Genomic DNA, 24,512 nt, shown 5'->3' on the forward strand with positions numbered 1-24,512 from the left:
CGCCGCCTCCCTTTCCTCGTACGTTCGTGCAAATCTGATCAGTCAATAACCAACCCTCCCTCAAAAACAACAAATCCGGAGGCATCATGAGACTATCCAACCTCTTGTTCGGCCTGTTTCTGGTGGGCCTGCTCACCGCCTGTGGGGGCGGTGGCGGCGGCAGTGGTGGTGGCGGCGCCACCCCCGAACCCAACGAGCCCGGCCCCGAGGAGCCGGAACAGCCCCAGGAACCGGAGGAACCAACCCTGCCCGAGGACCGGCCGGCGACGGTGACCGCGCCCTACGCGGACTACGGCCGGGTGCTCAATGTGCTGCCCCCGGGCCAGGACGATAACGGCGGCCTGAGCAACCTGGTCGCCGACGTGCCCGGGGTGTCCGATCTGATCAGCGGCGTGCTCGACGATCTGGTGGCGGAAACCGGCCTGGTGCCGGCGCTCTCCAAGGAACCCCACTTCGACGACCAGCTGGCCCTGTACGACGCCCTGGTGCGCAGCCCGGAGGGGCTCACCGACAACGACCTGACCGGCTACTTCAAACCCTCGCCGCTGAGCGCCCCGGACGCCGGCGCCTGGGAAAGCGAGATCACCGTCACCGGCGAGGGCCGGACCGTGGCCATCAAGCGCGACGATTACGGCGTGCCGCACATTTTCGGCGACAGCCGCGCCGACGCTCTGTTCGGCGTCGGCTACGTGACCGCCGCGGACCGCCTGTTCCTGCTCGACGTGCTGCGCCGCGCCGGGCGCGGCGAGCTGTCCCGGTTCCTGGGGCCGGCGGATTTCTCCTTCGACCGGGACATCGCCGTGAACGCCCCCTACCGGGAAGAGGACCGCACTGCCCAGATCGCCAACGCGGTAGCCCGCTTCGGCGACGACGGCGCCCAGGTCTACCAGGACGCCGTCCATTACGTGGAAGGGCTCAACAACTATGTGGCCAAGGTGCAAAGCGGCCTGCTGGAAGCGCCCATCGAGTACCTGGGCCTGGGCGTGCAACTGGAGCCCTTCGTGATCGAGGACGTGGTGGCCATCGCCACCCTGATCCAGGGCATCTTCGCCGGCGGCGGCGGCGACGAGCAGGCCAATGTGCTACTGCTCCAGGCACTGCGCCAGGAAACCGGCTCCGACCAGGCGGCCTGCGACCTGTGGCGGGACCTGCGCCACGCCACCGACCCGGAATCCACGGTCACCACGGACCGCTCCTTCGCCACCCAGTCGCCGCCGGCCATCGACCGGGATCTGTGCCCGCTGTCCGGGGAACTGGCGGGCCGCTTCCCCGGCGCGGTGATGTTCGACGCCGGCACCTGGCAACCCTATGAGCCCCTGACCACCGCGCCCTGCGGCCGCCCCGGCCAGGACACCTGCCCCACGGCGGCGGGCAACCTGCCGGCGCTGCCCGGCACCGGCGTGGTGGGCGGCCTGCTGGAATCCGTGGGTGAGCTGCTTGGCGGGCTGCTGTCGTTGTCGTCCCTGAAGGACGGCGAACTGGCGGCGCGCTGGGCGCGGGTGCGCATCGAGGTGGACCGGCTGGGCCGCGACAAACCCGCCGCCAGCCCGGCGCCGGGGGCGCTCAGCGAGGAGCAGCGCCTGGCGGTGCGCGAACGCGTGCAACGGCTGGCTACCGGTGTGGCCAGCCTGCGCGAAGGGTTCCCCAACGCCATCTCCAACGCCCTGCTGCTGACCGCCGAGCACAGCGCCAGCGGCCGGCCGCTGGCGGTGTTCGGCCCGCAGACCAGTTATTTCGTGCCGCAATTGCTGCTGGAAATGTCGGTGCACGGCGGCGACATCAACACCCGGGGCATGACCTTCACCGGCCTGCCCTACGTGGTGATCGGCCGGGGCCCGGACTTCGCCTGGAGCGCCACCTCCGGCAGTTCCGACCTCACCGACGTGCGCGTGGTGTCGCTGTGCCAGCCCGCCGACCCGCCGGCCCACGGCGAGGGCGGTTACCGCATGAACGGCCAGTGCCAGCCCTTCGACGTGATCGAGGAAAGCTGGCCGGCGCGCTGGAACCTGGCGGTGCCCACCGACGACCCGGCCAGCGTGGGCCAGAACTTCGCCGTGCACCGGCGCGTGATCCGCACCGCCGAGTACGGGCCGGTGATCGGCTTCGCCGCCGCCGGCGGCCAGCCGGTGGCGCTCACCCGCCAGCGCAGCACCTACTTCGCCGAGCTGGATACCGCCCTGCCCTTCATGCAGGCCACCCGCAACGACGTCCATGACGTGAGCAGCTTCCAGCAGGTGTTCAACAACACCACCGGCAGCTTCAACTGGTTCTACATCGACGACCGGGACATCGCCTTCTTCCATTCCGGGCTCTATCCGCAACGGGCCCCGGGCGTGCACCCGGAACTGCCCAGCTGGGGCAACGGCCGATACGACTGGCAAGGTTTTCTGCCCCTGGACGCCCACCCCAACGACGCCAACCCGGCGCGCGGCTACCTGGCCAGCTGGAACAACCGGCCGGCCCGGGACTGGTGGGCCGCCGACGCCAACGCCAGCTATGGCCCCACCCACCGCAACGACATGCTGGAAGTCCGCCTGCGCGACCTGGTGGACCAGGGCGGCGTGACCCTGGCCAACCTGGTGGAGGCCATGGGCGACGCGGCGGTGGTGGACCTGCGCGGCCAGGAAGTGCTGCCCCGGGCCCTGGATCTGCTGGAAACCACCCCGGTGACCGGCGACGAGGCCTCGGCGATCGAGCTGATGCGCGACTGGATCGCCGGCGGTGCCTTCCGCCGCGACCGGGACGGCGACGGCGACTACGACGCGGAAGCGGCGGTGGCACTGATGGACGCCTGGTACCCGCGCATGATCGAGGCGCTGCTGCCGCAGCTCACCGCCATGGAGGACGTGGACGGCCGCAACCTGTCGCTGATGGGCCGCGACAACAAGCCCGGCGGCATGGGGTCGGCCTACCAGAGCGGCTATTACGGCTATCTGGAGCGGGTGCTGGAACAGGCCCTGGGCACCAGCGAGGCGCCCTACCGGGCCCTGCGTTGCGCCGACAGCGACCAGGCGGAAAGCTGCCGCCAGGCCCTCGCGCGAAGCCTGGGCCAGGCCCTGGACGACCTGGGCGGGCTGGCCAGCCTGGACAGCTGGGAAGTGGACGAAAGCGCCGACAACATCCAGCACCGGGCCATCGGCCTGTCCTCGGTGCCGGGCATTCACTGGCAGAACCGGCCCACCTTCCAGCAGGTGGTGGAATTCACCAACCATCGATAAACAGAGTTGAAAGTTGAAAGGGTCGTGGCGGGTCGCCCCTGCCGCGGCCCGCGGCCGTGCAAGGTCATTGCGTGGTTTGGTCGTTCGTTCCAGCGCGGGCACGGCGGTGGCGGCACCCGTGCCCCACCCGCGTTTCAACTTTTAACTTGCCACTTTCAACTCGTTTTATTCATTCCGTTCATGTCCGCTGATCAGCCTTATGCATTTGTTTAATCCAGGGTCCGGGTTTAGCGTGTTCGTTTCACTGTCTTTTTAGTTCGGGAGAGACGCATGCGCGCCATTCTGTGCAAGGAACTGGGACCGGCGGACAAGCTGGTCATCGAGGACGTGCCCTCACCGGAGGTGAGCGGTGACGGGGTCAAGGTGAAGGTAAAGGCCGCCGGCCTGAACTTTCCGGACACCCTGATCATCGAGGGCAAGTACCAGATCAAACCGGAACTGCCGTTCTCCCCGGGCGGCGAGATGGCCGGCGAGATCGTCGAGGTGGGGCCGGACGTGAAACACCTGAAACCCGGCATGCGGGTCATGGGTCTCACCGGCTACGGCGCCTTCGCCGAGGAAATGGTGGTGTCCGAAAGCCGCGTGATCCCGGTGCCGGACAGCATGAGCGATGAAACCGCCGCCGCCTTCAGCATGGTGTACGGCACCAGCTACCACGCGCTCAAGCAGCGCGCCCACATCCAGCCCGGGGAAACCCTGCTGGTGCTCGGCGCCAGCGGCGGCGTGGGCCTGGCCGCGGTGGAACTGGGCAAGGCCATGGGCGCCACCGTGATCGCCGCCGCCAGCACCGACGACAAGCTTCAGGTGGCCAAGGAAGCCGGCGCCGATGACCTGATCAACTACAGCGACGAGGACCTCAAGCAGGCCCTCAAGAGCCGCTACCCGAAAGGCATCGACGTGATCTACGACCCGGTGGGCGACCGCTTCACCGAGCCGGCGTTGCGCAACATGGCCTGGAACGGCCGCTTCCTGATCGTCGGCTTCGCCGCCGGTGAGATCCCCAAGATCCCCGCCAACCTGGCCCTGCTCAAGGGCTGCAGCATCGTCGGCGTGTTCTGGGGGGCTTTCACCCAGCACGAGCCGAAGGAACACATCCAGAACGTGAAGGAACTGATGCAGCTGTTCGCCGAGGGCAAGATCGACCCCCGCGTCAGCGAGGTGTTCCCCTTCGAGCGGTACGAGGACGCCCTGGCGGCGCTCACCTCCCGCCGCGCCAAGGGCAAGGTGGTGCTCAAGGTCAGCGACTGAACGGCCCCCTCAAGCGGCGGGCAGCGTGATCCGGGCGCTCAGTCCGCCGCCGCGCCGGTTGGCGAGCGTCAGCTCGCCGCCTTCCTCGGCGATCACCGCCCGCGCCGTGGCCAACCCCAGGCCGACGCCGCCGGTGGCCCGGTTACGGGACGCCTCCAGCCGATAGAAAGGCGCCATCACCTTTTCCAGTTCGGACTCCGGCAACCCGGGGCCGCGATCACGGACCCACAGTATCACCCGCCCCTCCGCCTGACTTTATTCCAGCGTCGCCTCGCCGGCGTACTGCAGGGCGTTGTCGATCAGGTTGGTCAGCACCCGCTTGAGCGCGCCGGGCCGGCCGAAATGCACCCGCTTGCCCGGATCCGGACAGGTCACCGGCAGCCACTGGTCGGTGTAGTCCTCCACCAGGGTCAGCAGCAACTCACCGAGATCGAAGTGGGTGGGCGACTCCTTGAGGGTGTCGTCCCGGAAGAACGCCAGGGCGGCGTTGATCATCGCCTGCATTTCGTCGATGTCCCGGAACAGCCGGCCCTGCTGCTTGCGGTCGTTGACGAACTCACCGCGCAGCCGCATGCGGGTGAGGGGCGCGCGCAGATCGTGGGAAATGGCCGCCAGCATCTGGGTGCGGTCCGAGATCAGCTGCTGGATGCGCGCCTGCATGGCGTTGAACGCCCGGGGCACCGGCTCCAGCCCCCAGCTGCGCGGCGCCGTGAATCCCAGCCAGCTGCCGTCGCGCAGTTCGATGGGCAGCAGGTAGCCGTGCTGCACGAAAAAGCGCTTCAGCAGCGAACGTATCTCGGCGTCGTCATCGACGATCAGAAGCGTGCTCACGGGGCTCCAGGGTCCATTCCAGGCAATCCATTCCAGGCATTCGATCCGCTAGAAAAGTACGAGCAAGCGTCGCCGAACACAAATATTTCAACCCGGCAATAAAGTGTCGGCGCCGCAATCATCCGGACATACCCGGGCAAGACGGGGGCCCTAGTGTTCAACGCTCTCCCGAAACCGGTGATGGAGTTGAGCCACCGTGATTGAACGACGCCTGCCTGCCCGGACGCGCCTGCTGATCGTGGGCATTCTGCTGATTTTCCTCGGCGCCTGCGCCCACGCACCCGACGACGATCCCCCCACGCCGCCGGACCGGGTAGCGGTGCACGACCCCGCCGAGCCGGTGAACCGGGCGGTGTTCGGCTTCAACCGGGTGCTCGACACCGTGCTGCTCAAGCCCCTGGCCACCGCCTATGGCTGGCTGCCGGAGCCGGTCAACGACGGCGTGCACAACGTGGTGAGCAACCTGTCCGAACCCGGGGTGTTCATCAACGACCTGCTACAGGGCAACGGCCGCCGCTCGGCGAATACCCTGGGGCGCTTCCTGACCAACAGCACCGTGGGCGTACTCGGGATCTTCGACGTGGCCTCCCACTGGAGCATGCCCTACCACGATGCGGACATGGGCCAGACCCTGGGGGTGTGGGGCATCGGGGCCGGACCGATCATCGAGATCCCACTGCTGGGCTCCAGCAACAGCCGGGACGCCACGGGCCGGGTGATCGGGCTGTTCCTGGACCCGTTCGGCCAGACCGACAGCGAGACCGTGGACAGCATCAAGGCCGGCAAGCGCGTGGCCGGCGTGGTGGACGGCCGCTACCAGGCCCTGCCGCTCACCGACCAACTGGAACAAAGCCCGGATTATTACCAGGCGATGCGCGACTACATCGCCCAACGCCGCGCGGAGCTGGTGTTCGAGGGCCGGGTCGGCGCGGTGGCCCCGGAAGCCGCCAACGACGACGCCCCGGCGCCCACGGCGTCACCGCAACAGCGGCCCACGCCGGCCGGGGCCGAGGCGCCATGATCGGCGAACAGGAAGTGGAAACCCTGGTGCTGTCGCGCCATCAGGAGCGCGGCGGCGACCGGCTGATTTACCGCGAGCGGCGGCTCAGCCTCACCGGCGACGGCCGGCTACGGCTGAACCACTACGAGGAACACTATCGCCCTTCCCGGTCACGGCGGCGGGAACACAACGTCACGGTGTCCCTGGAAGAGTTCGAGCGGTGGCTGGTGAACACCGGCCGCCATGAGCGGGGTTCCGGAGATCGCGACTGAAGTCGCGATCAGCCGCCGCTCTGATCGATCAGCACCTCCGGCGCGCCTTCCTCCAGGGCGGCGCGCAGATCCTCCGGCACCGGGGTTTTCTCGAACGGCTCGGTGCGCATCATCACGTACACCACCTCCGCCCGGCACAGCGACGCGCCGTCGGCGACCCTCACCAGATCCAGTTCCAGCACGAAGGAGGTGTTACCCACCTTGAGGGTGCGCACCCGGGCGTCGAGCACGTCATCGAACACGGCGCTGGCGCGCCATTCCAGGGTCAGCTTGACCACCTGGTTGTCCAGGCCACGGGCCAGCAGGGCCTTGTAGTCACGGCCCAGGGCACGCATGAATTCGGTCATGGCCAGGTCCACGTAGTCCGCGTAACGGGCGTTGAACACCACCTGCTGGGCGTCGCATTCGTTGTAGCGGACCCGGAAACGGAACCGGAAGGGTTCGCGCATGGGGTCTCCTATTCCAATTGTTCGGGGCGGTCGTGGCGGCGCCGTTCCTTCCGCCATTGCTGCTCGGTCGGCGCCGCGTCCTCACCGGACATGCTATTGATGATTTCGAAGAAATTCTGCCGGTATTCGTCCTGCATCACCTGATCGCGGGGTTTGATGCGCACCGCGTACACCGACTGCACGTTCTGGTGATCGAAGGCGCGCCAGTACTGTTCGTCCTTGAGCAGACTGTAATGGTGGCCTTCCAGGGCCCGGCGCACGGAGGCGGTGTTGAAGCTGTTGGCCCGCTCCACCGCGTCCTTCCACTGATAGACGATGCTGTAGGCGGAGGCCGCCGAGGTGGAGGGCCGGGTGTGGTAGCGCTCGGAAAAGCCCTCCACGAACTGGCGGCCGCGCGGGTAATCGAATTCAAAGGGTACGTTCCAGGTCCAGGGCGCGGCGCCGATCACCCCGGCCATGATGAAGGGCCCGGTCTGTTCCACCATGCTCAGGGTGAGATTGGGCACCACGATCTGCATGCGCTTGGGCAAATTCATCTGCTGGGCGATGGTCATGCCATGCACCATCTGCTCGCCGAACAGCACCATCACCAACACCTCGGCGTCGCTCTCCGCGGCGGCCTTCACCGCCTCCTGGATCTCGTGATAGCGGCCGCCGGGGAACGGCACCAGCACCGAGCCGTGGCGACGCTCGTCGGTGGTGCCGGTGAGCTCGCGCATGGACGCCTCGGTGGTGTGGCCCCAGGTGTAATCGGCGGTGACGTAATAGTAAGTCTTGTCGCCGTATTCCCGTTTCAGGTAATCGCCCAGCACCCGGGCCGCCATCCAGGCGCTGTAGCACTCCCGGAACATGCCCAGGTGGCCGTCCTTGCCGGTGGTGTCGTTGGAGTAGGTGAGCGTGCCGAAATAAAGCAGGTTATGGCGCCGGGCCTGTTCGCTGGCGGCGATGGCGACGCTGCTGGAGGAGCCGCCGAACAGCATGGCCACGCCCTGGGCGGCCAGTTCGTCCACGTTGGCCCGGGCCCGGTCCGCCTGGGAGGCGGAGTCCCGGTCGAGCAACTCCAAGGGCCGGCCGAACACGCCGCCGGCGGCGTTGATCTCCTCCACCGCCATCAGGGCGCCGCGTTTCTGCATCAGCCCTTCTTCCCGGTATTCACCGGTGTGTGGATAGTTGAGCCCCAGTTTCACCGGCGTCGCCGCCACCGCCATCCCCCCGGACAATACCGCGCACGCGACCACCAGGACGGCGGCGAGACACCGGGCCAGGCGGGCCGTCACCCGCTTGCCTTGCTTGCATCCCATGACAGTACCCTCTTTTTATTATCATCATTGATCCGCTATTTCGACCATTAGCACAACCCCATCGGTAGAGGTTATTAGCCATTGGTCGATCCGGCCACCGGTTTTGTAGTCTTGCGGTATTGAGCGCGAACATACCGGGGAGTATGCTCGACGGCCTAATTTAAAACAAAATTCCACAATATATGGTGGCCGCCCCGGGCGGGCGGGCCCGCCGGGAGAGTTCGATGACCTCTATCAGTGATGCCATGCCGGTGTACGCCCCCTCCCTGCCGGAGGACGGCTTCGTCTCCATCCCCCAACGGCTGCAAGAACTGGCGGCCCGACAGCCGGATCATCCGGCGGTCCACGATGAGACCGGCACGCTCACCTGGCGGCAGTTCGTCGACGGCGTCAACCGGGTGGCCAACCGGCTGCGCGCCGCCGGCCTGCAACGCGGCGACACCGTGGCCGGCCTGTCCGAGAACAGCGCCCGCTACCTGACCCTGTTCATGGGCACCCTCACCGCCGGCGGCTGCATGGTGCCGTTGTCCGGCATGGCCGCCGGCGAGACCCTGGCGCTGATGGTCAACGACTGCGACGCCCGCTTCCTGTTCGTGTCCGACAAGCACCGGGCGCTGATCGAGCCGCTGCTGGACAGCCTGCACAACGTGCCGCCGGACGGCCGCGTGGCGCTGGATTTCCAGGCTGACGGCTGGCTGGATTTCGAGGACTGGCTGGGCGACGCCCGCGCCGACGCCCCGGACCATACGCCGTCCCTGGACGACCCGTTCAACATCATCTACAGCTCCGGCACCACCGGCGTGCCCAAGGGCATTCTCCACGATCACCGGCTGCGCGCCCGCCACGTGGAGCGCGGCCACGCCCTGGGCTATGACCAGGACGCGGTGACCCTGGTGTCCACGCCGCTGTACTCCAACACCACCCTGGTGGCGGTGCTGCCCACCCTGTTCGGCGGCGGCACCATCGTCAGCATGGCCAAATTCAACGCCCACCGCTTCCTGGAGCTGGCCCAGCAATACCGGGCCACCCACGCCATGCTGGTGCCGGTGCAGTATCAGCGTATCCTGGCGGAGCCGGATTTCGAGCGGTTCGATCTGAGCAGCTTCAAGGTGAAGTTCTCCACCAGCGCGCCCCTGCGCGGCCACGTGATCGCCGACGCCATGGCGCGCTGGCCGGGCAACATCATCGAGTTCTACGGGCTCACCGAGGGCGGCGTCACCACCACCCTGAACTGCGCCGAGAACCCCACCAAGTGGGACACCGTGGGCAAGGCCAGCCCGGGCTGCGAGCTGCGCATCATCGACGAGGACCTCAAGGAAGTGCCCGCCGGCGAGATCGGCGAGATCGTGGGCCGCAGCGGCGCCATGATGCGCGGCTACTACAAGCGCGACGCCAAGACCAGCGAACTGCTGTGGACCAGCCCGGACGGCGAGGTGTTCTACCGCACCGGCGACATGGGCCGCCTGGACGAGGACGGCTTCCTGTCGGTGCTGGACCGCCGCAAGGACATGATCATCTCCGGCGGCTTCAACATCTACGCCGAGGACCTGGAGCGGGTGCTGCTCAAGCACGAGGCGGTGGCGGACGCGGCGGTGATCGCCATCCCCAGTGAGCAGTGGGGCGAAACGCCGCTGGGCCTGGTGGTGCTCGCCGAGGGCGCCACCGGCGACCTGGACATGGTCCGCGACTGGGCCAACGAACGCCTCGGCAAGGGCCAGCGGCTGGCCGCCCTCGAGCGACGCGAGGAGCTGCCGCGCAGCACCATCGGCAAGATCCTCAAGCGTGAACTGCGCGATCCCTACTGGAAGGATCGCGAACAGGCCGCCCGGGACTAGCAGGGTGAACAGACCCTAGAGCAGGTTCTCGATCGGCAGCAGGCCGAAGAAGCGCGACGCCAGCCAGCGTGCCTTGGTGACCTGGGGTTCGCGGTGCGATTGCACCGGGCCCCGGGTGTCGCCGGCGCCCCAGGTCAGCCGCTGACGTTCGTCGAGGCTCACCCGGTAGCTGTTCTGCGGCGCCATGCCCTCCTCCACGAACGCCGCCACCCGGGCCGCCAGGGCCTCGGAGTTCACGTAGTAGCCCATTTCCGTGTTCAGGTTCGCCGAGCGCGGGTCCAGATTGAACGAGCCCACGAACAGTTCCCGGCGGTCCAGCACCATGGCCTTGGTGTGCAACGCCGATTTCGAGCGGCCCGGTTTAAGGCGCGCCAGATGCTGGCCGGTGCGGGCGTTGGGCTGCAGTTCGTGGACCTCGACGCCGGCCTCCACCAGCGCCCGGCGGTAATGGGCGTAGGCGGCGTGGGCGGCGATCACATCGTTGGTGGCCAGGCTGTTGGTGAGCAACCCGATGCGCGCGCCGCGACCGTGCAGATCGGCCAGGGTATCGACGAAGTCGTCGCCGGGAATGAAGTAACCCGCCTCGATCAGGATCTCGCGCAGGGAGCGTCGGCTGAGCAACTCCGCCAGCTGATCGCCCATGAGGCGCTGGGTGGCGCCCTTGGCCTTGTCCGGCGGGTCGAACAGCAGCGCCGCCGGCGCCTGGATCTGGCGCTGGTCGGCGGCCGCCACCGCCGCCTGGAAGCGCTCCAGATCCTGCTCGTAATGGTAGGGAAAGCCGTCCAGCCGGGCGCGCCAGGCCTGAAGCTCCTGCCAGAGCCGGTCGGCGTCCGCCTCCGAGCGGTGCTTGAGCCGGCGCAGGTGCACGGTGACGTCGCTGTTCCAGTAGCGGTCGAAGGCGGCGCGGGTTTCCTCGACGATGGGCCCCCGGGCGTACAGATCCAGATCCCGGAAGTTGGCCTCCGGGTGGACGCCGAAGTAATGCTCGGAGATGTTGCGGCCGCCGACGATGGCGTGCTCGCCGTCGGCGATCCAGGCCTTGTTGTGCATGCGGTGATTGAGCCGGGGGGCATGGTAGAGCCATTGCACGAAATGCTTGTAGCGGCCCCGGAACGGATTGAACAGCCGCACCTCCACATTGGGGTGGGCATTGAGCGCCGCCCATTTCACGTCCCGGCCGAGCTGGTTGGCGTGGTCCAGCAGCAGGCGCACGCGCACTCCCCGGCGGGCCGCTTCCAGGGCCCGGTGGACCAGCAACTTGCCGACCGTGTCGTCGTCCCAGACGTAGTACTGCAGATCCAGAGTCTTTTCCGCCAACCGCGCGGTGGCGGCGCGCATCACGAAGGCTTCCTCGCTGTCGGCGAGCAGGCAGAAGCGGGAGTCGCGGACCCGGCTGCTCGGCGCGCCGGCGCTCATTGCTGTTTCAGGCTGTCGCGAATTTCCGTCGCCATATATCGTCGTCTCCCTTGGCAACCCATAGCGGGCCAGAGTGGCATCTTAGCCCGGATCGGCGGCGCCCCGTAAACCCGTCTTGTCGCCATCTGCACGCGAATCGGCGCATACTTTCACCATCAACGCTGTAACACCGGCGCGGCCGGCGCATCCAAGCGCCAACCAAGGAGGTTCGTTATGCGTATTGTCATCCTGACCCTGGCCTTGCTGGCCTCGCTGCCGGCGGCCGCCGCCCAGGCCACGGCGGTGTTCGCCGGCGGCTGCTTCTGGTGCACCGAATCCGATTTCGAGCACCTGGACGGCGTCTCCGAGGCGATCAGCGGCTACACCGGCGGCGAGCTCGCCGACCCCACCTATCAGCAGGTGTCCGCCGGCGGCACCGGCCACATCGAGGCGGTGAAGGTGATCTACGATCCGGAGGTGGTCAGCTACCGGAATCTGCTTGCCTGGTTCTGGCAACACATCGACCCCACCGACCCGGACGGTCAGTTCATCGACCAGGGCAGCCAGTACCGCGGCGCCGTTTTCTATGATGGCGAGCGGCAGAAACGGCTCGCCGAAGCTTCGCGAAAGGCGCTGGCGGACAGCGACCGCTTCGACAAGCCCGTGGTCACCGGGATCCTGCCCCTGGGAACGTTCTACGAGGCCGAGGATTACCACCAGGATTATTACAAGAAAAACCCGCTGCGTTATAAGTTCTACCGCTACAACTCGGGCCGCGACCAGTTCCTGGAAAAGCACTGGGACGACCCGGAGGCCCGGCCCTGGAAGCAGGCCATCGAGGAGGAGGAAGAGGAAGAGGAGTTCACCCTGGGGGCGCCCTGGGAAGGTCCGGACCGCTTCCACCGGCCCAGCAACAAGGTACTGCGCTCGATGATGACCGAGCGGGGCTATGAGGTGACCCGGGAGGACGACACCGAGCCGGCCTTCAATAACCCCTATCACGACCTGAAGAAGGACGGCCTCTATGTGGACGCGATCAGCGGCGAACCGCTGTTCTCTTCCACGGATAAGTTCGATTCCGGCACCGGCTGGCCCAGCTTCACCAAGCCGATCAACGACGACATGGTGACCCTGCACGAGGACAATCTGCTGTGGATCACGCGCACCGAGGTGCGCAGCCGGTACGCGGATTCCCACCTGGGCCATGTGTTCGACGACGGCCCGGCGCCCACCGGCAAGCGCTGGTGCATGAACTCGGCCGCGATGCAGTTCATCCCCAAGGAGAAGATGAAGGCGCTGGGCTACGGCGACTACCTGTACCTGTTCAAGGAGTAATCATCGTCCCGGCCCGGGGGTTATTCCACGGTCACCGACTTGGCCAGGTTGCGGGGCTGGTCCACGTCGGTGCCGCGCAGTACCGCCACGTGGTAGCTGAGCAGCTGCAACGGCACGGTGTAAACGATGGGCGCGATGATCTCCGGCACCGCCGGCAGGTGCAGTACATGGATGCCCTCGCCGTCGGACACGCGGGCGTGCTTGTCGGCGAACAGGTAGAGCTCGCCGCCCCGGGCGCGCACTTCCTGCAGGTTGGACTTGAGCTTTTCCAGCAGCTCGTCGTTGGGGGCCACCGCCACCACCGGCATTTCCTTGTCCACCAGGGCCAGCGGGCCGTGCTTGAGCTCGCCGGCGGGGTAGGCCTCGGCGTGGATGTAGGAAATTTCCTTGAGCTTGAGGGCGCCTTCCATGGCCACCGGGAACTGCACGCCCCGGCCCAGAAAGAGGGTGTGGTTCTTTTCCACGAACGCCCGGGACAGGGCCTCGATGGGCTTGTCCAGGGCGGCGGCCTGTTCAATCAGGTTGGGCAACTGGCGCAACTCGCCGAGAATCGTCTCGATGCGTTCGTCGCCCAGGCCGTGGCGGCGGCCCAGGGCCAGCACCAGCATCATCAGGCCGGCCAGCTGGGTGGTGAACGCCTTGGTGGAGGCGACACCGATTTCCGGGCCGGCCTTGGTCAGGAAGGTGAGTTCGGATTCGCGCACCAGGGATGAGCCGTCCACGTTGCAGATCGCCAGACGACCCACGTAATTGTCGGAACGGGTGTCGCGCAGGGCGGCCAGGGTGTCGGCGGTTTCCCCGCTCTGGGAGATGGTCACGAACAGGGTGCCCGCCGGCACCACGTGCCGGCGATAGCGGAACTCGCTGGCCACTTCCACCTGGCAGGGAATGCCGGCCAGGGCCTCCAGCCAGTACCGGGCCACCATGCCGGCGTGGTAGCTGGTGCCGCAGGCAACGATCTGCACCGTCCTGACCCGGTCGAAGATGGCCTCGGCGCGGTCGCCGAAGGCGGCGCTGACCGCGTCCGGAGAATCGATGCGGTCCTGCAGGGTGCGCTGGATGGCCGCCGGCTGCTCGAAGATTTCCTTCTGCATGAAGTGCCGGTATTCGCCTTTCTCCACGTCCTCATGGGCGCCGTCGAATTCGTGCACTTCCCGTTCCACCGGGTTGCCGGCCACATCGGTGATGCCGACCCGGTCCACGGTGAGCTCCACCAGGTCCCCTTCCTCCAGGAAGATGAAGCGGTTGGTCACCGGCAGCAGCGCCAGCTGGTCGGAGGCCACGTAGTTCTCGTCGATGCCCAGGCCCACCACCAGGGGCGAACCGGAACGCACCGCCACCAACCGGTCCGGCTCGCGCTGATCCACCACGCCCAGGGCATAGGCGCCGTGCAGCTGCTTCACCGCCTTTTGCACCGCGCGCTTCAGGTCGCCGCCGGTTTCCTCCAGGGTGCGGTGCACCAGGTGAGCGATCACCTCGGTGTCGGTTTGCGACTGGAACTGGTAACCCTGGCCTTCCAGTTCGTCCTTGAGTTCCTGGAAGTTCTCGATGATGCCGTTGTGCACCACGGCCAGGCCGTCGCCGGACTGGTGCGGGTGGGCGTTGGCCTCGGAGGGCCGGCCGTGGGTGGCCCAGCGGGTGTGGGCGATGCCCAGGAAACCGGCGGCGTTCTGCTCGCGCACCGCCTCTTCCAGGGCGGCCACCTTGCCCTGGCGGCGTACCCGCTGCAGGCCGTTGGCGTTGACCAGCGCCACGCCGGCGCTGTCGTAGCCACGGTATTCGAGGCGCTTGAGGCCGGTGATCAGGATATTGGTGACATTACGCTGGGCGATGGCGCCGACGATTCCGCACATGGACCTTTCCTTTTCCTTCGCCGAAACCCTACTTCTTGGTGGGGCGCGGCCAGTTTTCAATGTTGCGCTGTTGGCCGCGCGCCACGGCGAGCCCGTTGCCGGGCACGTCCTTGGTGATCACGCTGCCGGCGCCCACGGTGGCGTTCTCGCCCACCGTCACCGGCGCCACCAGGGAGCTGTTGGAGCCGATGAAGACGCCGTCCTTGAGCACGGTCTGGAATTTGTTGGCGCCGTCGTAGTTGCAGGTGATGGTGCCCGCGCCCACGTTCACGTCCTTGCCGACGCGGCTGTCGCCGATGTAGGTCAGATGATTGACCTTGGACCCTTCGCCGATGGAGGACTTCTTGGTTTCCACGAAGTTGCCGATCTTGGCCTTGGCGGCAAGCTCCGTGCCCGGGCGCAGGCGCGCGAAGGGGCCCACCTGGCAGTGGTCGCCCACGGTGGCGCCGTCGATGATCGAGTGCGGCTCCACCACCACGCCGGCACCAAGGTCGGCGTCACGTATCACGCAGTGGGCGCCGATGCGCGCCCCCGGGCCGATTGAAACCCGGCCTTCCAGAATCACGTTCACGTCCAGGATCACGTCGCTGGCCACGTCCGCCTGGCCGCGAATGTCCAGACGGGCCGGGTCGAGCACGGTGACGCCTTCGCGCATCAGCGCCTCGGCGCGCACGCCCTGGTAGACCCGCTCCAGACGCGCCAGCTGCACCCGGTCGTTAACACCGTCCACCTCCCAGGGATGGTCCGGCTGGTCCACGGCGATGTCCATGCCAGCGTCCACCGCCATGGCGATCAGATCGGTGAGATAGTATTCGCCCTGGGCGTTGCGGTTGGACAGGCGCGGCAGGCTGTCGTTAAGGAAGCGACGGGTGCAGGCGAGGATGCCGGTGTTGATTTCGCGGATGCCTTTTTCCTCGTCGCTGGCGTCCTTCTGTTCGACGATGCGCAGGACCCGGCCGTCGGCACCGCGCACCACGCGGCCGTAGCCGGCGGGGTCCTGCAATTCCAGGGTCATCAGCGCCAGGCTCTGGTCGTTGACCCGGCCCACGAAGCGGCGCAGGGTCTCCGGCCGGATCAACGGCACGTCGCCGTAGAGCACCAGCACCACGTCCTCGTCCAGATAAGGGAGGGCCTGGGCCACCGCATGGCCGGTGCCAAGCTGTTCGGCCTGTTCCGCCCATCGCAGCCGCTCGCCGGTGACCGCCTCGCGGACCCGGTCGCCTCCGTGGCCGTAGACGATCACGGTGTTGGCCGGCGACAGGGCGCCGGCGGCGTCCACCACGTGCTGGACCATGGGCCGCCCGGCGATCGGGTGCAGCACCTTGGGCAGCTCGGATTTCATGCGGGTTCCCTTGCCCGCGGCGAGAATCACAACCGCTAAACTCATACTCCGTTCCCTTGAGTCCTGTTGCCTCCGAAGATACGGCGCTCATCATAACGCAAGAAACGAAAAAGGGCGGCCCGAAGCCACCCTTTATTCGTCGTTCCGCTATCCGGCCCGGCGTTACCGCTTGGCCATCTTCTTGATTTGCTCGATGGTACGCAGCCGGGCCGTGGCCTCGGCCAGCGCCGCGGCGGCACGGGTGTAGTCCATCTCGGCGCTCTTGCCTTCGAGAGCTTCCTTGGCGTGCTGCTTGGCGCGCTCCGCCTCGGCTTCGTCCATATCCTGGGCGCGCTCGGCGGTGTCCGCCAGCACGGTAACCAGTTTCGGCTGCACTTCCAGGAAGCCGCCGGAGACGTAGAACACCTGCTCGTCGCCGTTTTGCGTCTTCACGCGTACCGGGCCGGGCTTGAGGCGGGTCAGCAGCGGAGCGTGCCCGGGCATCACGCCCAGGTCACCTTCCACGCCAGCGGCCACTACCATTTCCACCAGGCCGGAATAGAGCTGTCTTTCGGCACTAACAATGTCGCAATGCACGGTCATCGCCATCTGGGTTCCTCCCCGCGCAGGTTACTTGTCACCGCGCTTGTTGTAAGCCTCTACAACTTCGTCGATGGAGCCCTTCATGTAGAAGTCCTGCTCGGGGATGTGGTCGTAATCACCGTTCAGGATACCCTGGAAGGAGCGGATCGTCTCCTTCAGCGATACGTATTTGCCCGGTGAGCCGGTGAACACTTCCGCCACGAAGAACGGCTGGGACAGGAAGCGCTCGATTTTCCGAGCCCGGGACACGGTGGTCTTGTCGTCCTCGGACAGCTCGTCCATGCCCAGGATCGCGATGATGTCCTTGAGCTCCTTGTAGCGCTGCAGCACAGTTTGCACGCCGCGCGCCGCTTCGTAGTGCTCATGGCCGATCACCAGCGGATCCAGCTGGCGGGAGGTGGAGTCCAGCGGGTCGATCGCCGGGTAGATACCCTTGGAGGCGATGTCACGGCTGAGTACCACGGTGGCGTCCAGGTGGGCGAAGGTGGTCGCCGGGGACGGGTCGGTCAAGTCATCCGCGGGCACGTACACCGCCTGAACGGAGGTGATGGAACCGGTCTTGGTGGAGGTGATCCGCTCCTGCAGAACGCCCATCTCTTCCGCCAGGGTCGGCTGGTAACCCACCGCGGAGGGCATACGGCCCAGCAGTGCGGATACCTCGGTACCTGCCAGGGTGTAACGGTAGATGTTGTCCACGAAGAACAGTACATCGCGGCCTTCGTCCCGGAACTTCTCGGCCATGGTCAGACCGGTCAGCGCCACGCGCAGACGGTTACCCGGCGGCTCGTTCATCTGGCCGTATACCAGGGACACCTTGTCCAGTACGTTGGAGTCCTTCATCTCGTGGTAGAAGTCGTTACCCTCACGGGTACGCTCGCCCACGCCGGCGAACACGGAGAAACCGGAGTGCTCGATGGCGATGTTCCGGATCAGCTCCATCATGTTCACGGTCTTGCCCACGCCGGCGCCGCCGAACAGGCCGACTTTACCGCCCTTGGCGAAGGGGCACACCAGGTCGATCACCTTGATGCCGGTTTCAAGCAGTTCGTTGGTGGCTGCCTGATCCGCGTAAGAGGGCGCTTCGCGGTGGATGGCCATGCGCTCGTCTTCGCCGATGGGGCCGGCTTCGTCGATCGGGCGACCCAGCACGTCCATGATCCGGCCCAGGGTCTTGGTGCCCACCGGCACCTGAATCGGCTCGCCGGTGTCGGTCACGTCCAGGCCCCGTTTCAGACCCTCGGTGGAACCCATGGCGATGGTGCGCACCACGCCGTCACCCAGCTGCTGCTGAACTTCCAGGGTGGTTTCGGTACCGTCCACGGTGAGTGCGTCATACACCTTGGGCACGGACTCGCGCGGGAATTCGACGTCGATCACAGCACCGATGATCTGAACAATACGACCGCTACTCATGCTTGCATCCTCTTAACTTGCGTTTCTCGCCGCTTGCTTTCGCACACCCTTATACAGCGGCGGCACCACCAACGATTTCGGAAATTTCCTGCGTAATGGCAGCCTGGCGCGCCTTGTTGTACACCAGTTGGAGATCGCTGATGATCTCGCCGGCGTTGTCGCTGGCGGCCTTCATCGCCACCATCCGCGCGGCCTGTTCGCAGGCATTGTTCTCAACCACGCCCTGATAGACCTGGGACTCGATGAACCGCACCAGCAGCTCGTCGAGCAACTCCTTGGGCGCTGGCTCGTAGATGTAGTCCCAGTGACGCTTGAGCTCCTCGTCCTCGCCCTGTTCCAGGGGCAGCAGGCGGATGGTCTTGGGCTTCTGCGTCATGGTGTTAACGAACTCGTTGTACACGATGTACAGACGGTCGATCTCACCGTTTTCGTAGGCGTCCAGCATCACCTTGATGGACCCGATCAGATCGCTCAGGTGAGGCGCGTCGCCGAGGCCGTTCACCGACGCCTCGACATTGCCGCCGACACTTCTGAAAAAGGCCAGCCCCTTGGAGCCCACCACGCAGTGCTGGACCTTGGCGCCCTTTTCTTCCCACTCACGGGCGTCCTTAACCACGCTTTTCAGCAGGTTCACGTTCAGGCCGCCGGCCAGCCCCCGATCGGAGGTGACCACGATGTACCCGACGTTCTTGACGTCCCGTTCCTGCAGGTAGATGTGCCGGTATTCCAGATCAGCATTGGCAAGATGGGCGACCACCTGACGCATGCGGGTCGCGTAAGGCTTGCTCGCCTCCATGCGCTCCTGCGCCTTGCGCATCTTGCTGGCCGCCACCATTTCCATCGCACGGGTGATTTTCTTCGTGCTCTGGACGCTGGCGATCTTGCCCTTGATCTCTTTACCGCTAGCCATAGGACTGATCCTTTCTCAGCGAATTACCAGGTTTGGGTGGCCTTGAACTGCTCGATGGCCTCCTTGATACCGGCCTCGATCTCGTCGTTGTAGTCACCCTTCTCGTTGATCTTGTCCATCAACGCTTTCTGTTCGCTGTTCATGTAATCCAGCAGTGACGCCTCGAAGGAACCGATCTTCTCGATCTCGATACCCTTCAGGTAGCCGTTGTTGGCGGCGTAGAGCACCACGCCCATTTCCGCCACGGACATCGGGCTGTACTGCTTCTGCTTCATCAGTTCGGTCACGGCCTGGCCGTGCTCGAGCTGTTCGCGGGTGGCGTCGTCCAGGTCGGAAGCGAACTGGGCAAAGGCCGCCAGTTCCCGGTACTGAGCCAGCGCCAGACGGATACCGCCGCCGAGCTTCTTGATGATCTTGGTCTGCGCGGAACCACCCACCCGGGATACCGAAACACCGGCGTTCATCGCCGGACGGATGCCGGAGTTGAACAGGCTGGTTTCCAGGAAGATCTGACCGTCGGTGATGGAGATCACGTTGGTCGGTACGAACGCGGACACGTCACCGGCCTGGGTTTCAATGATCGGCAGGGCGGTCAGGGAACCGGTCTTGCCTTTCACTTCACCATTGGTGTAGTTCTCGACGAATTCCTCGTTGACCTTGGCGGCGCGCTCCAGCAGACGGGAGTGCAGGTAGAACACGTCACCCGGGTACGCTTCGCGGCCCGGCGGGCGGCGCAGCAGCAGGGAGATCTGGCGGTAGGCCCAGGCCTGCTTGGTGAGGTCATCGTAAACGATCAGAGCGTCTTCGCCGCGATCGCGGAAATATTCACCCATGGTGCAACCGGCGAACGGGGCCAGGAACTGCATGGAGGCCGGATCGGAGGCGGAGGCGGCGACGATGATGGTGTTGTCCATGGCGCCGTGCTCTTCGAGCTTGCGCACCACGCCGGCGATGGTGGACTGCTTCTGGCCGATGGCCACGTAGATACACTTAATACCAGAATCTTTCTGGTTGATGATGGCATCCACGGCAACGGCGGTCTTACCGATCTGACGGTCGCCGATGATCAGCTCACGCTGGCCGCGGCCGATCGGGGTCATCGCGTCGATGGACTTGAAGCCGGTCTGTACCGGTTCGTTCACCTCGCGGCGCCAGATCACGCCCGGCGCCACTTTCTCCACGGCGTCGGTCTCGTCGGACTTGATCGGGCCCTTGCCGTCCACCGGGTTACCCAGGGCGTCGACCACGCGGCCGAGCAGTTCAGGGCCCACCGGCACTTCCAGAATGCGGCCGGTGCACTTCACCTTCTGACCTTCGGCCAGGCCCAGGTAGTCACCCAGTACCACGGCGCCGACGGAGTCCTGCTCCAGGTTGAGGGCCATGCCGTAGATGCCGCCCTCAAACTCGATCATCTCGCCGAACATCACGTCGGCCAGACCATGAATGCGCACGATACCGTCGGATACGGATACCACCGTACCTTCGTTCCGTGCCTCGGTGGAGGTATCAAGTTTCGCGATGCGCGACTTGATAATCTCGCTGATTTCGGACGGGTTGAGTTGCTGCATCTCTAATCCCTCAAACTCAAGAGTTCAGTTGCTCTGCCAGACGATCGAGTCGGCCTCGCACACTGCCATCAATTACGGTATCGCCGGCTCGCACAAGCACGCCACCAATGAGTGACTCGTCCACGGCGGTGGACACCTGCACCTCCTGGCCCAGGCGCTGCTTGAGCGCCGCCACCAGCTTCTCGGTTTCGGCGTCATCGAGCTCGAACGCGGCGATCAGTTCCACATCGGTGATGCGCTGATCGGCGGCCAGCAGCTCGTGAAACAACACCCGGACGGTGGGCAACAGCGCCAGGCGCTTGTTGGCCGCCAACTGGGTGATGAAATTACGAGCGCCTTCGCTGAGCTCGTCGCCGCAGACCTCAATGAACGCCTCGGCCTGCTGGGCACGGTCCAGCTCGGGCTGGTCCAGGTAGGCGCGCATGTCGGCGTCCTGCGCCACTGCCGCCGCCAGACCCAGCATCTGTTCCCATTCCGCCAGGCCATTCTGTTCCTTCGCGAACAGAAACGCGGCCTTGGCGTAGGGACGTGCGATGGTGGTCAATTCAGCCATGGGGTGCCATCCCTATCACTCAGAGTTGAGCCGCCAGGTCATCAAGCAGCTGCTTGTGACTGTCGCGGTTTACTTCGCGTGCCAGCACTTGTTCGGCGCCACTCAATGCCAGAGCGGACACCTCTTTACGCAGCTCTTCGCGGGCGCGGTTGATTTCCTGATCGATTTCGGACTGAGCCTTGGCGATCAGGCGCTCGCCCTCGACGCGGGCCTGGTCCTTGGCTTCCTCGACGATCTGGTTGGCGCGCTTGTTGGCCTGCTCGATGATCTCGGCGGCCTTGTCCTTCGCGTCCTTGAGATTGGCGGATGCCTTTTCCTGCGCCAGTTCCAGATCGCGCTCCGCGCGATCGGCGGCACTCAGACCCTCGGCAATCTTCTGCTTACGCTCGTCCAGGGCCCGGGAAATGGGCGGCCAGACGAACTTCATGCAGAAGGCGACGAACAGAATGAACCAGATGGCCTGGCCAATTAGTGTCGCATTAATGTTCATGCCAACACCTCAGCATTACGTAGATTTCCCTGAACCGGGGCTCGGTTTGAATCGCGTCTTACAGGAAAATCAGCAGGAAGGCGATGGCGATACCGATAATCGGCACGGCGTCCAGCAGACCCGCGATAATGAACATGCGGGTTTGCAGCATCGGGCCCAGCTCAGGCTGGCGTGCCACGGATTCCAGGAACCGGCCGCCCATCAGACCGAAGCCGATACCGGCGCCGATGCCCGCCATGCCAGCAACCAGTGCAGCCGCGAGAAGGTTTACATCTTCCATCTTTACACTCCCGTTAAGTGCTTCAGTTGAGTTAGGAAACGTTGCTTAGTGCTCTTCCACCGCCATGCTCAGGTAGACAATGGTCAGCACCATGAAAATGAACGCCTGAAGGGTGATCACCAGAATGTGGAACACCGCCCAGGGCCAGGCCGCGATGGCCTGCCAGGTGCCCATCATGCCGGCCACCAGGATGAATACGAATTCGCCGGCATACATGTTGCCGAACAGCCGCAAGCCCAGGGATACCGGCTTGGACAGCAGGGAAATGGTTTCCAGCATCAGGTTGATCGGCAGCAGCAGGATCTTGCCCACGGTGCTGCCGGCCTCGAACGGCTTGAAGCTCAGTTCGCCGAGGAAACCGCCCACGCCCTTGACCTTGATGCTGTAGAAGATCACCAGGAAGAACACGCAGATCGACATGGACAGCGTGATGTTGGGGTCGGTGGTCGGAACGATGCGGAAATAGGCTTCGTGGGCGGTCCAGCCGAAGAAGGTGGTCATGATCCACTGGAAGGTCATGGGAACCACATCCACCGGAATCAGGTCCATGAGGTTCATGAGGAACACCCAGCAGAAGATCACCAGGGAAAGCGGGGCGATCAGTTTGCTCTTGCCGTGGAAAGAGTCGCGGACCTGGCTGTCCACGAATTCGATGATCATTTCCACGAAGTTGAGCATGCCGGAGGGGGTGCCGGCGCTGGCCTTGCGGGCCATCAGCCAGAACAGGAGGCACATCAGGATGCCGAGGCCGCCGGACCAGGCCATGGAATCCACGTGGATGGCGGCGAAGCCCATGTCGCTGGCTTCCTGGGCGTTACAGGCGAAGGTCCAGGTGGCGTCGCTCAGCGTTTCCTCGTGACCGTGACAGCTTCGCTCATAACCGGCGGGCAGTTGGCCATAGGTGAGGTTTCCCAAATGGTGCTTGATGTACTCGCTGGCGGAGCTCGCTGCCATATCGATACCTACAGTCTGTCCAGTCTAGTCGTCTTGACCGTCCGGCCCCGTTCCCAGGCGCCGGTCCAGGCGCGCGACCTGGACCCAGCCGGCGATCTGCGCCAGCAGAAAGCCGAGAAACAGAACCACTACATGTGTCAACTCGCGCAGCCCCGGCACCTTCGCGAAGGTGAGGCCGAACAGCGCCAGCATGATCACCACCTTGCCGGCCTCGGCCCGCAGGGCGGCGCCCGCCATCCGCTCAGGCGCGCGATTGCCCGGGTGCAGCCACACTTGGAAGCCACCCCAGGCGTATGCGATCAGGCTGATGATGCCGCCCCAGGCGGCCGCGAGGCCGAGGCTGGCGCCGGCAAGGACGGTAACCAGAGCGGCGAATAAAATCGCGCTGCTGATTTGGGCGCGCATCAACCCCCAGAACAAGGTTCTGCGGGCTCGCTCATCAAAATTGGCCACCGTGCTCCCGTGTTTCGCTGCTGACGCCGCCGGAGCGTGTCAGGAGAAGGTCGCGGGTACCCCCTGATCTTTGGCGCGGGAAGTATATGGGGAAGGTATACCGGTATCAACCGGCGCAGGCCGATTGTTTGACCCGAAAGGACCGGAATCAGCGCAAAATTTGAACAGACGCTCTTTTCTATACAAAAGAACGTTTTTTGTGGTCGGAGATGGCGGCTATTGATACGCCTCTCCGACCACTGCGTCAAGCGGGTTGATTAATGCGCAAGGGAAAACGTCCATCCCATGGGACGAGACGCTATTTGATGTGGGCGAGGATACCGTCCAGCTCGTCCAGGTTGTTGTAGCTGATCACCAGCTTGCCCTTGCCGCCGTTGCCCTGCTGGATCTGCACCGGGGCGCCGAGGCGGTCGGAGAGATCGTTGATCAGGTGGCGCACATTGGGGTCTTCCTTGGCCGGCGCCGGTTTGGCGGGCTTTTCCTTCTCGAACTCGCGCACCAGGGCCTCGGTCTGGCGTACCGACAACCCCTTGGCCACCACCGTGCGCGCCGCCTCCACCTGCTTGGCGCCGGTCAGCGCCAGCAGCGCCCGGGCGTGGCCCATTTCCAGGTCGCCGTGCTCGAGCAGCTTCTTGGTGTCCGCCTCCAGGCTCATCAGACGCAGCAGGTTGGTGACCATGGCCCGGGACTTGCCCACGGCGTCGGCCACCTGCTGATGGGTCAGCCCGAATTCCTCCTTGAGCCGCGACAGCGCCAGGGCCTCCTCCATGGGGTTGAGGTTCTCGCGCTGGATGTTCTCGATCAGCGCCATGGCGATGGCGGCTTCGTCGGGCACCTCGCGGATGACGGCGGGGATCACGTCCAGTTCCGCCATCTGCGCCGCCCGCCAGCGGCGTTCGCCGGCGATGATCTCGTAACGGTCCTCGCCCAGCGGGCGCACCACGATCGGCTGCATCACGCCCTGGGCGCGGATCGACTCGGCCAGTTCCTCCAGGGCATCGGCGGACATGTCCTTGCGCGGCTGGTAACGCCCGCGCTGCATGAACTCCACCGGCAGGTGGCGCAATTCACCGTCCCGGGGCGGTCGCTGGGCCGGCGCCGATGCCTCCGCGCCGTCCTCGACGCTGACTTCCTCCATGTGCTGCCGGCGCGCCTCGCTGCTGCTGATCAGGGCGTCCAGACCGCGGTCGAGGCCTCGTTTACGCTTTGCCGCCATAGTCGGATCTCACT

23 protein-coding genes are annotated in these 24,512 nt (G+C 65.4%); 6 read left to right on the forward strand and 17 right to left on the reverse strand.

Annotated elements, in window-relative coordinates:
* The first annotated feature begins 86 nt into the window (after positions 1–86).
* Positions 87–3,218 carry a penicillin acylase family protein gene (locus HMJ39_RS15990; protein ID WP_194298051.1) on the forward strand — a complete coding sequence of 1,044 codons (3,132 nt, stop codon included), beginning with the start codon at positions 87–89 and terminating at the stop codon, positions 3,216–3,218.
* Between the two features lie 270 nt (positions 3,219–3,488).
* Positions 3,489–4,466, forward strand: a complete 978-nt coding sequence (locus HMJ39_RS15995) for an NADPH:quinone oxidoreductase family protein (RefSeq protein WP_194298052.1) — start codon at positions 3,489–3,491, stop codon at positions 4,464–4,466.
* 9 nt (positions 4,467–4,475) lie between these two features.
* Here HMJ39_RS15995 and HMJ39_RS18975 read toward each other — a convergent pair whose 3' ends face one another.
* Together HMJ39_RS18975 and HMJ39_RS16000 are read right to left on the reverse strand one after the other, a co-directional pair.
* Positions 4,476–4,703, reverse strand: coding sequence for an ATP-binding protein (locus tag HMJ39_RS18975; RefSeq protein WP_256244428.1), 228 nt, complete (start codon positions 4,701–4,703; stop codon positions 4,476–4,478).
* Positions 4,704–4,721: 18 nt separating this feature from the next.
* The gene (locus HMJ39_RS16000; protein WP_228462409.1) at positions 4,722–5,297 is read right to left on the reverse strand and encodes a histidine kinase dimerization/phospho-acceptor domain-containing protein; all 576 of its coding nucleotides are present in this window, start codon (positions 5,295–5,297) and stop codon (positions 4,722–4,724) included.
* 196 nt (positions 5,298–5,493) lie between these two features.
* Between HMJ39_RS16000 and HMJ39_RS16005 the strand changes: the two genes are divergently transcribed.
* Together HMJ39_RS16005 and HMJ39_RS16010 are read left to right on the forward strand one after the other, a co-directional pair.
* The gene (locus tag HMJ39_RS16005; protein ID WP_194298053.1) at positions 5,494–6,318 is read left to right on the forward strand and encodes an MlaA family lipoprotein; all 825 of its coding nucleotides are present in this window, start codon (positions 5,494–5,496) and stop codon (positions 6,316–6,318) included.
* A complete protein-coding gene (locus HMJ39_RS16010; protein WP_194298054.1) occupies positions 6,315–6,569 on the forward strand; it encodes a hypothetical protein in 255 nt (84 codons plus the stop codon). The genes HMJ39_RS16005 and HMJ39_RS16010 overlap by 4 nt, the downstream gene beginning before the upstream one ends.
* An 8-nt stretch (positions 6,570–6,577) precedes the next feature.
* Here the strand turns inward: HMJ39_RS16010 and HMJ39_RS16015 are convergent, their stop codons facing one another.
* Together HMJ39_RS16015 and HMJ39_RS16020 are read right to left on the reverse strand one after the other, a co-directional pair.
* Complete coding sequence (locus HMJ39_RS16015; RefSeq protein ID WP_161382770.1) at positions 6,578–7,018, reverse strand: acyl-CoA thioesterase; 441 nt, start codon at positions 7,016–7,018, stop codon at positions 6,578–6,580.
* Positions 7,019–7,026: 8 nt separating this feature from the next.
* Complete coding sequence (locus HMJ39_RS16020; protein WP_228462410.1) at positions 7,027–8,319, reverse strand: ABC transporter substrate-binding protein; 1,293 nt, start codon at positions 8,317–8,319, stop codon at positions 7,027–7,029.
* Positions 8,320–8,543: 224 nt separating this feature from the next.
* Here HMJ39_RS16020 and HMJ39_RS16025 point away from each other — a divergent pair, with 224 nt between their 5' ends.
* On the forward strand, positions 8,544–10,154 hold the full coding sequence (locus HMJ39_RS16025) for a class I adenylate-forming enzyme family protein (protein WP_194298055.1): 1,611 nt from the start codon (positions 8,544–8,546) through the stop codon (positions 10,152–10,154).
* Between the two features lie 15 nt (positions 10,155–10,169).
* Here HMJ39_RS16025 and HMJ39_RS16030 read toward each other — a convergent pair whose 3' ends face one another.
* Positions 10,170–11,570: a phospholipase D family protein gene (locus tag HMJ39_RS16030; protein ID WP_194298056.1), complete on the reverse strand. Its 1,401-nt coding sequence runs from the start codon at positions 11,568–11,570 to the stop codon at positions 10,170–10,172.
* A 213-nt stretch (positions 11,571–11,783) separates the two neighbouring features.
* Between HMJ39_RS16030 and msrA the strand changes: the two genes are divergently transcribed.
* A complete protein-coding gene (gene msrA / locus HMJ39_RS16035) occupies positions 11,784–12,884 on the forward strand; it encodes a peptide-methionine (S)-S-oxide reductase MsrA (protein ID WP_194298057.1) in 1,101 nt (366 codons plus the stop codon).
* Between the two features lie 20 nt (positions 12,885–12,904).
* On the opposite strand, the gene glmS is transcribed toward msrA, so the two are convergent.
* The 12 genes from glmS to HMJ39_RS16095 all read right to left on the reverse strand — a co-directional run bounded on the left by glmS (position 12,905) and on the right by HMJ39_RS16095 (position 24,498).
* Positions 12,905–14,737, reverse strand: a complete 1,833-nt coding sequence (glmS, locus tag HMJ39_RS16040) for a glutamine--fructose-6-phosphate transaminase (isomerizing) (RefSeq protein WP_194298058.1) — start codon at positions 14,735–14,737, stop codon at positions 12,905–12,907.
* A gap of 28 nt (positions 14,738–14,765) precedes the next feature.
* Entirely contained in the window at positions 14,766–16,124 is a 1,359-nt protein-coding gene (gene glmU / locus HMJ39_RS16045; protein ID WP_194298059.1) for a bifunctional UDP-N-acetylglucosamine diphosphorylase/glucosamine-1-phosphate N-acetyltransferase GlmU, read from the reverse strand.
* 117 nt (positions 16,125–16,241) lie between these two features.
* The gene (locus HMJ39_RS16050) at positions 16,242–16,667 is read right to left on the reverse strand and encodes a F0F1 ATP synthase subunit epsilon (protein WP_194298060.1); all 426 of its coding nucleotides are present in this window, start codon (positions 16,665–16,667) and stop codon (positions 16,242–16,244) included.
* A 21-nt stretch (positions 16,668–16,688) separates the two neighbouring features.
* Positions 16,689–18,074: a F0F1 ATP synthase subunit beta gene (atpD, locus tag HMJ39_RS16055; protein WP_194298061.1), complete on the reverse strand. Its 1,386-nt coding sequence runs from the start codon at positions 18,072–18,074 to the stop codon at positions 16,689–16,691.
* Positions 18,075–18,123: 49 nt separating this feature from the next.
* The gene (atpG, locus tag HMJ39_RS16060; protein WP_161382759.1) at positions 18,124–18,984 is read right to left on the reverse strand and encodes a F0F1 ATP synthase subunit gamma; all 861 of its coding nucleotides are present in this window, start codon (positions 18,982–18,984) and stop codon (positions 18,124–18,126) included.
* 23 nt (positions 18,985–19,007) lie between these two features.
* Positions 19,008–20,552: a F0F1 ATP synthase subunit alpha gene (gene atpA / locus HMJ39_RS16065; RefSeq protein ID WP_161382758.1), complete on the reverse strand. Its 1,545-nt coding sequence runs from the start codon at positions 20,550–20,552 to the stop codon at positions 19,008–19,010.
* A gap of 16 nt (positions 20,553–20,568) precedes the next feature.
* Positions 20,569–21,105 carry a F0F1 ATP synthase subunit delta gene (locus HMJ39_RS16070; RefSeq protein ID WP_161382757.1) on the reverse strand — a complete coding sequence of 179 codons (537 nt, stop codon included), beginning with the start codon at positions 21,103–21,105 and terminating at the stop codon, positions 20,569–20,571.
* Positions 21,106–21,124: 19 nt separating this feature from the next.
* Positions 21,125–21,595 (reverse strand): F0F1 ATP synthase subunit B, encoded by a 471-nt coding sequence (locus HMJ39_RS16075; protein ID WP_194298062.1) that lies wholly within the window; start codon positions 21,593–21,595, stop codon positions 21,125–21,127.
* Positions 21,596–21,653: 58 nt separating this feature from the next.
* Entirely contained in the window at positions 21,654–21,875 is a 222-nt protein-coding gene (gene atpE, locus HMJ39_RS16080; protein ID WP_138773561.1) for a F0F1 ATP synthase subunit C, read from the reverse strand.
* Between the two features lie 45 nt (positions 21,876–21,920).
* Entirely contained in the window at positions 21,921–22,829 is a 909-nt protein-coding gene (atpB, locus tag HMJ39_RS16085; RefSeq protein ID WP_194298063.1) for a F0F1 ATP synthase subunit A, read from the reverse strand.
* Positions 22,830–22,853: 24 nt separating this feature from the next.
* Complete coding sequence (locus tag HMJ39_RS16090) at positions 22,854–23,234, reverse strand: ATP synthase subunit I (protein ID WP_161382754.1); 381 nt, start codon at positions 23,232–23,234, stop codon at positions 22,854–22,856.
* A gap of 346 nt (positions 23,235–23,580) precedes the next feature.
* On the reverse strand, positions 23,581–24,498 hold the full coding sequence (locus HMJ39_RS16095; RefSeq protein WP_161382753.1) for a ParB/RepB/Spo0J family partition protein: 918 nt from the start codon (positions 24,496–24,498) through the stop codon (positions 23,581–23,583).
* Positions 24,499–24,512 lie beyond the last annotated feature (14 nt).

The organism is Alloalcanivorax profundimaris, from assembly GCF_015265435.1.
Taxonomy (GTDB): Bacteria; Pseudomonadota; Gammaproteobacteria; order Pseudomonadales; family Alcanivoracaceae; genus Alloalcanivorax; species Alloalcanivorax profundimaris.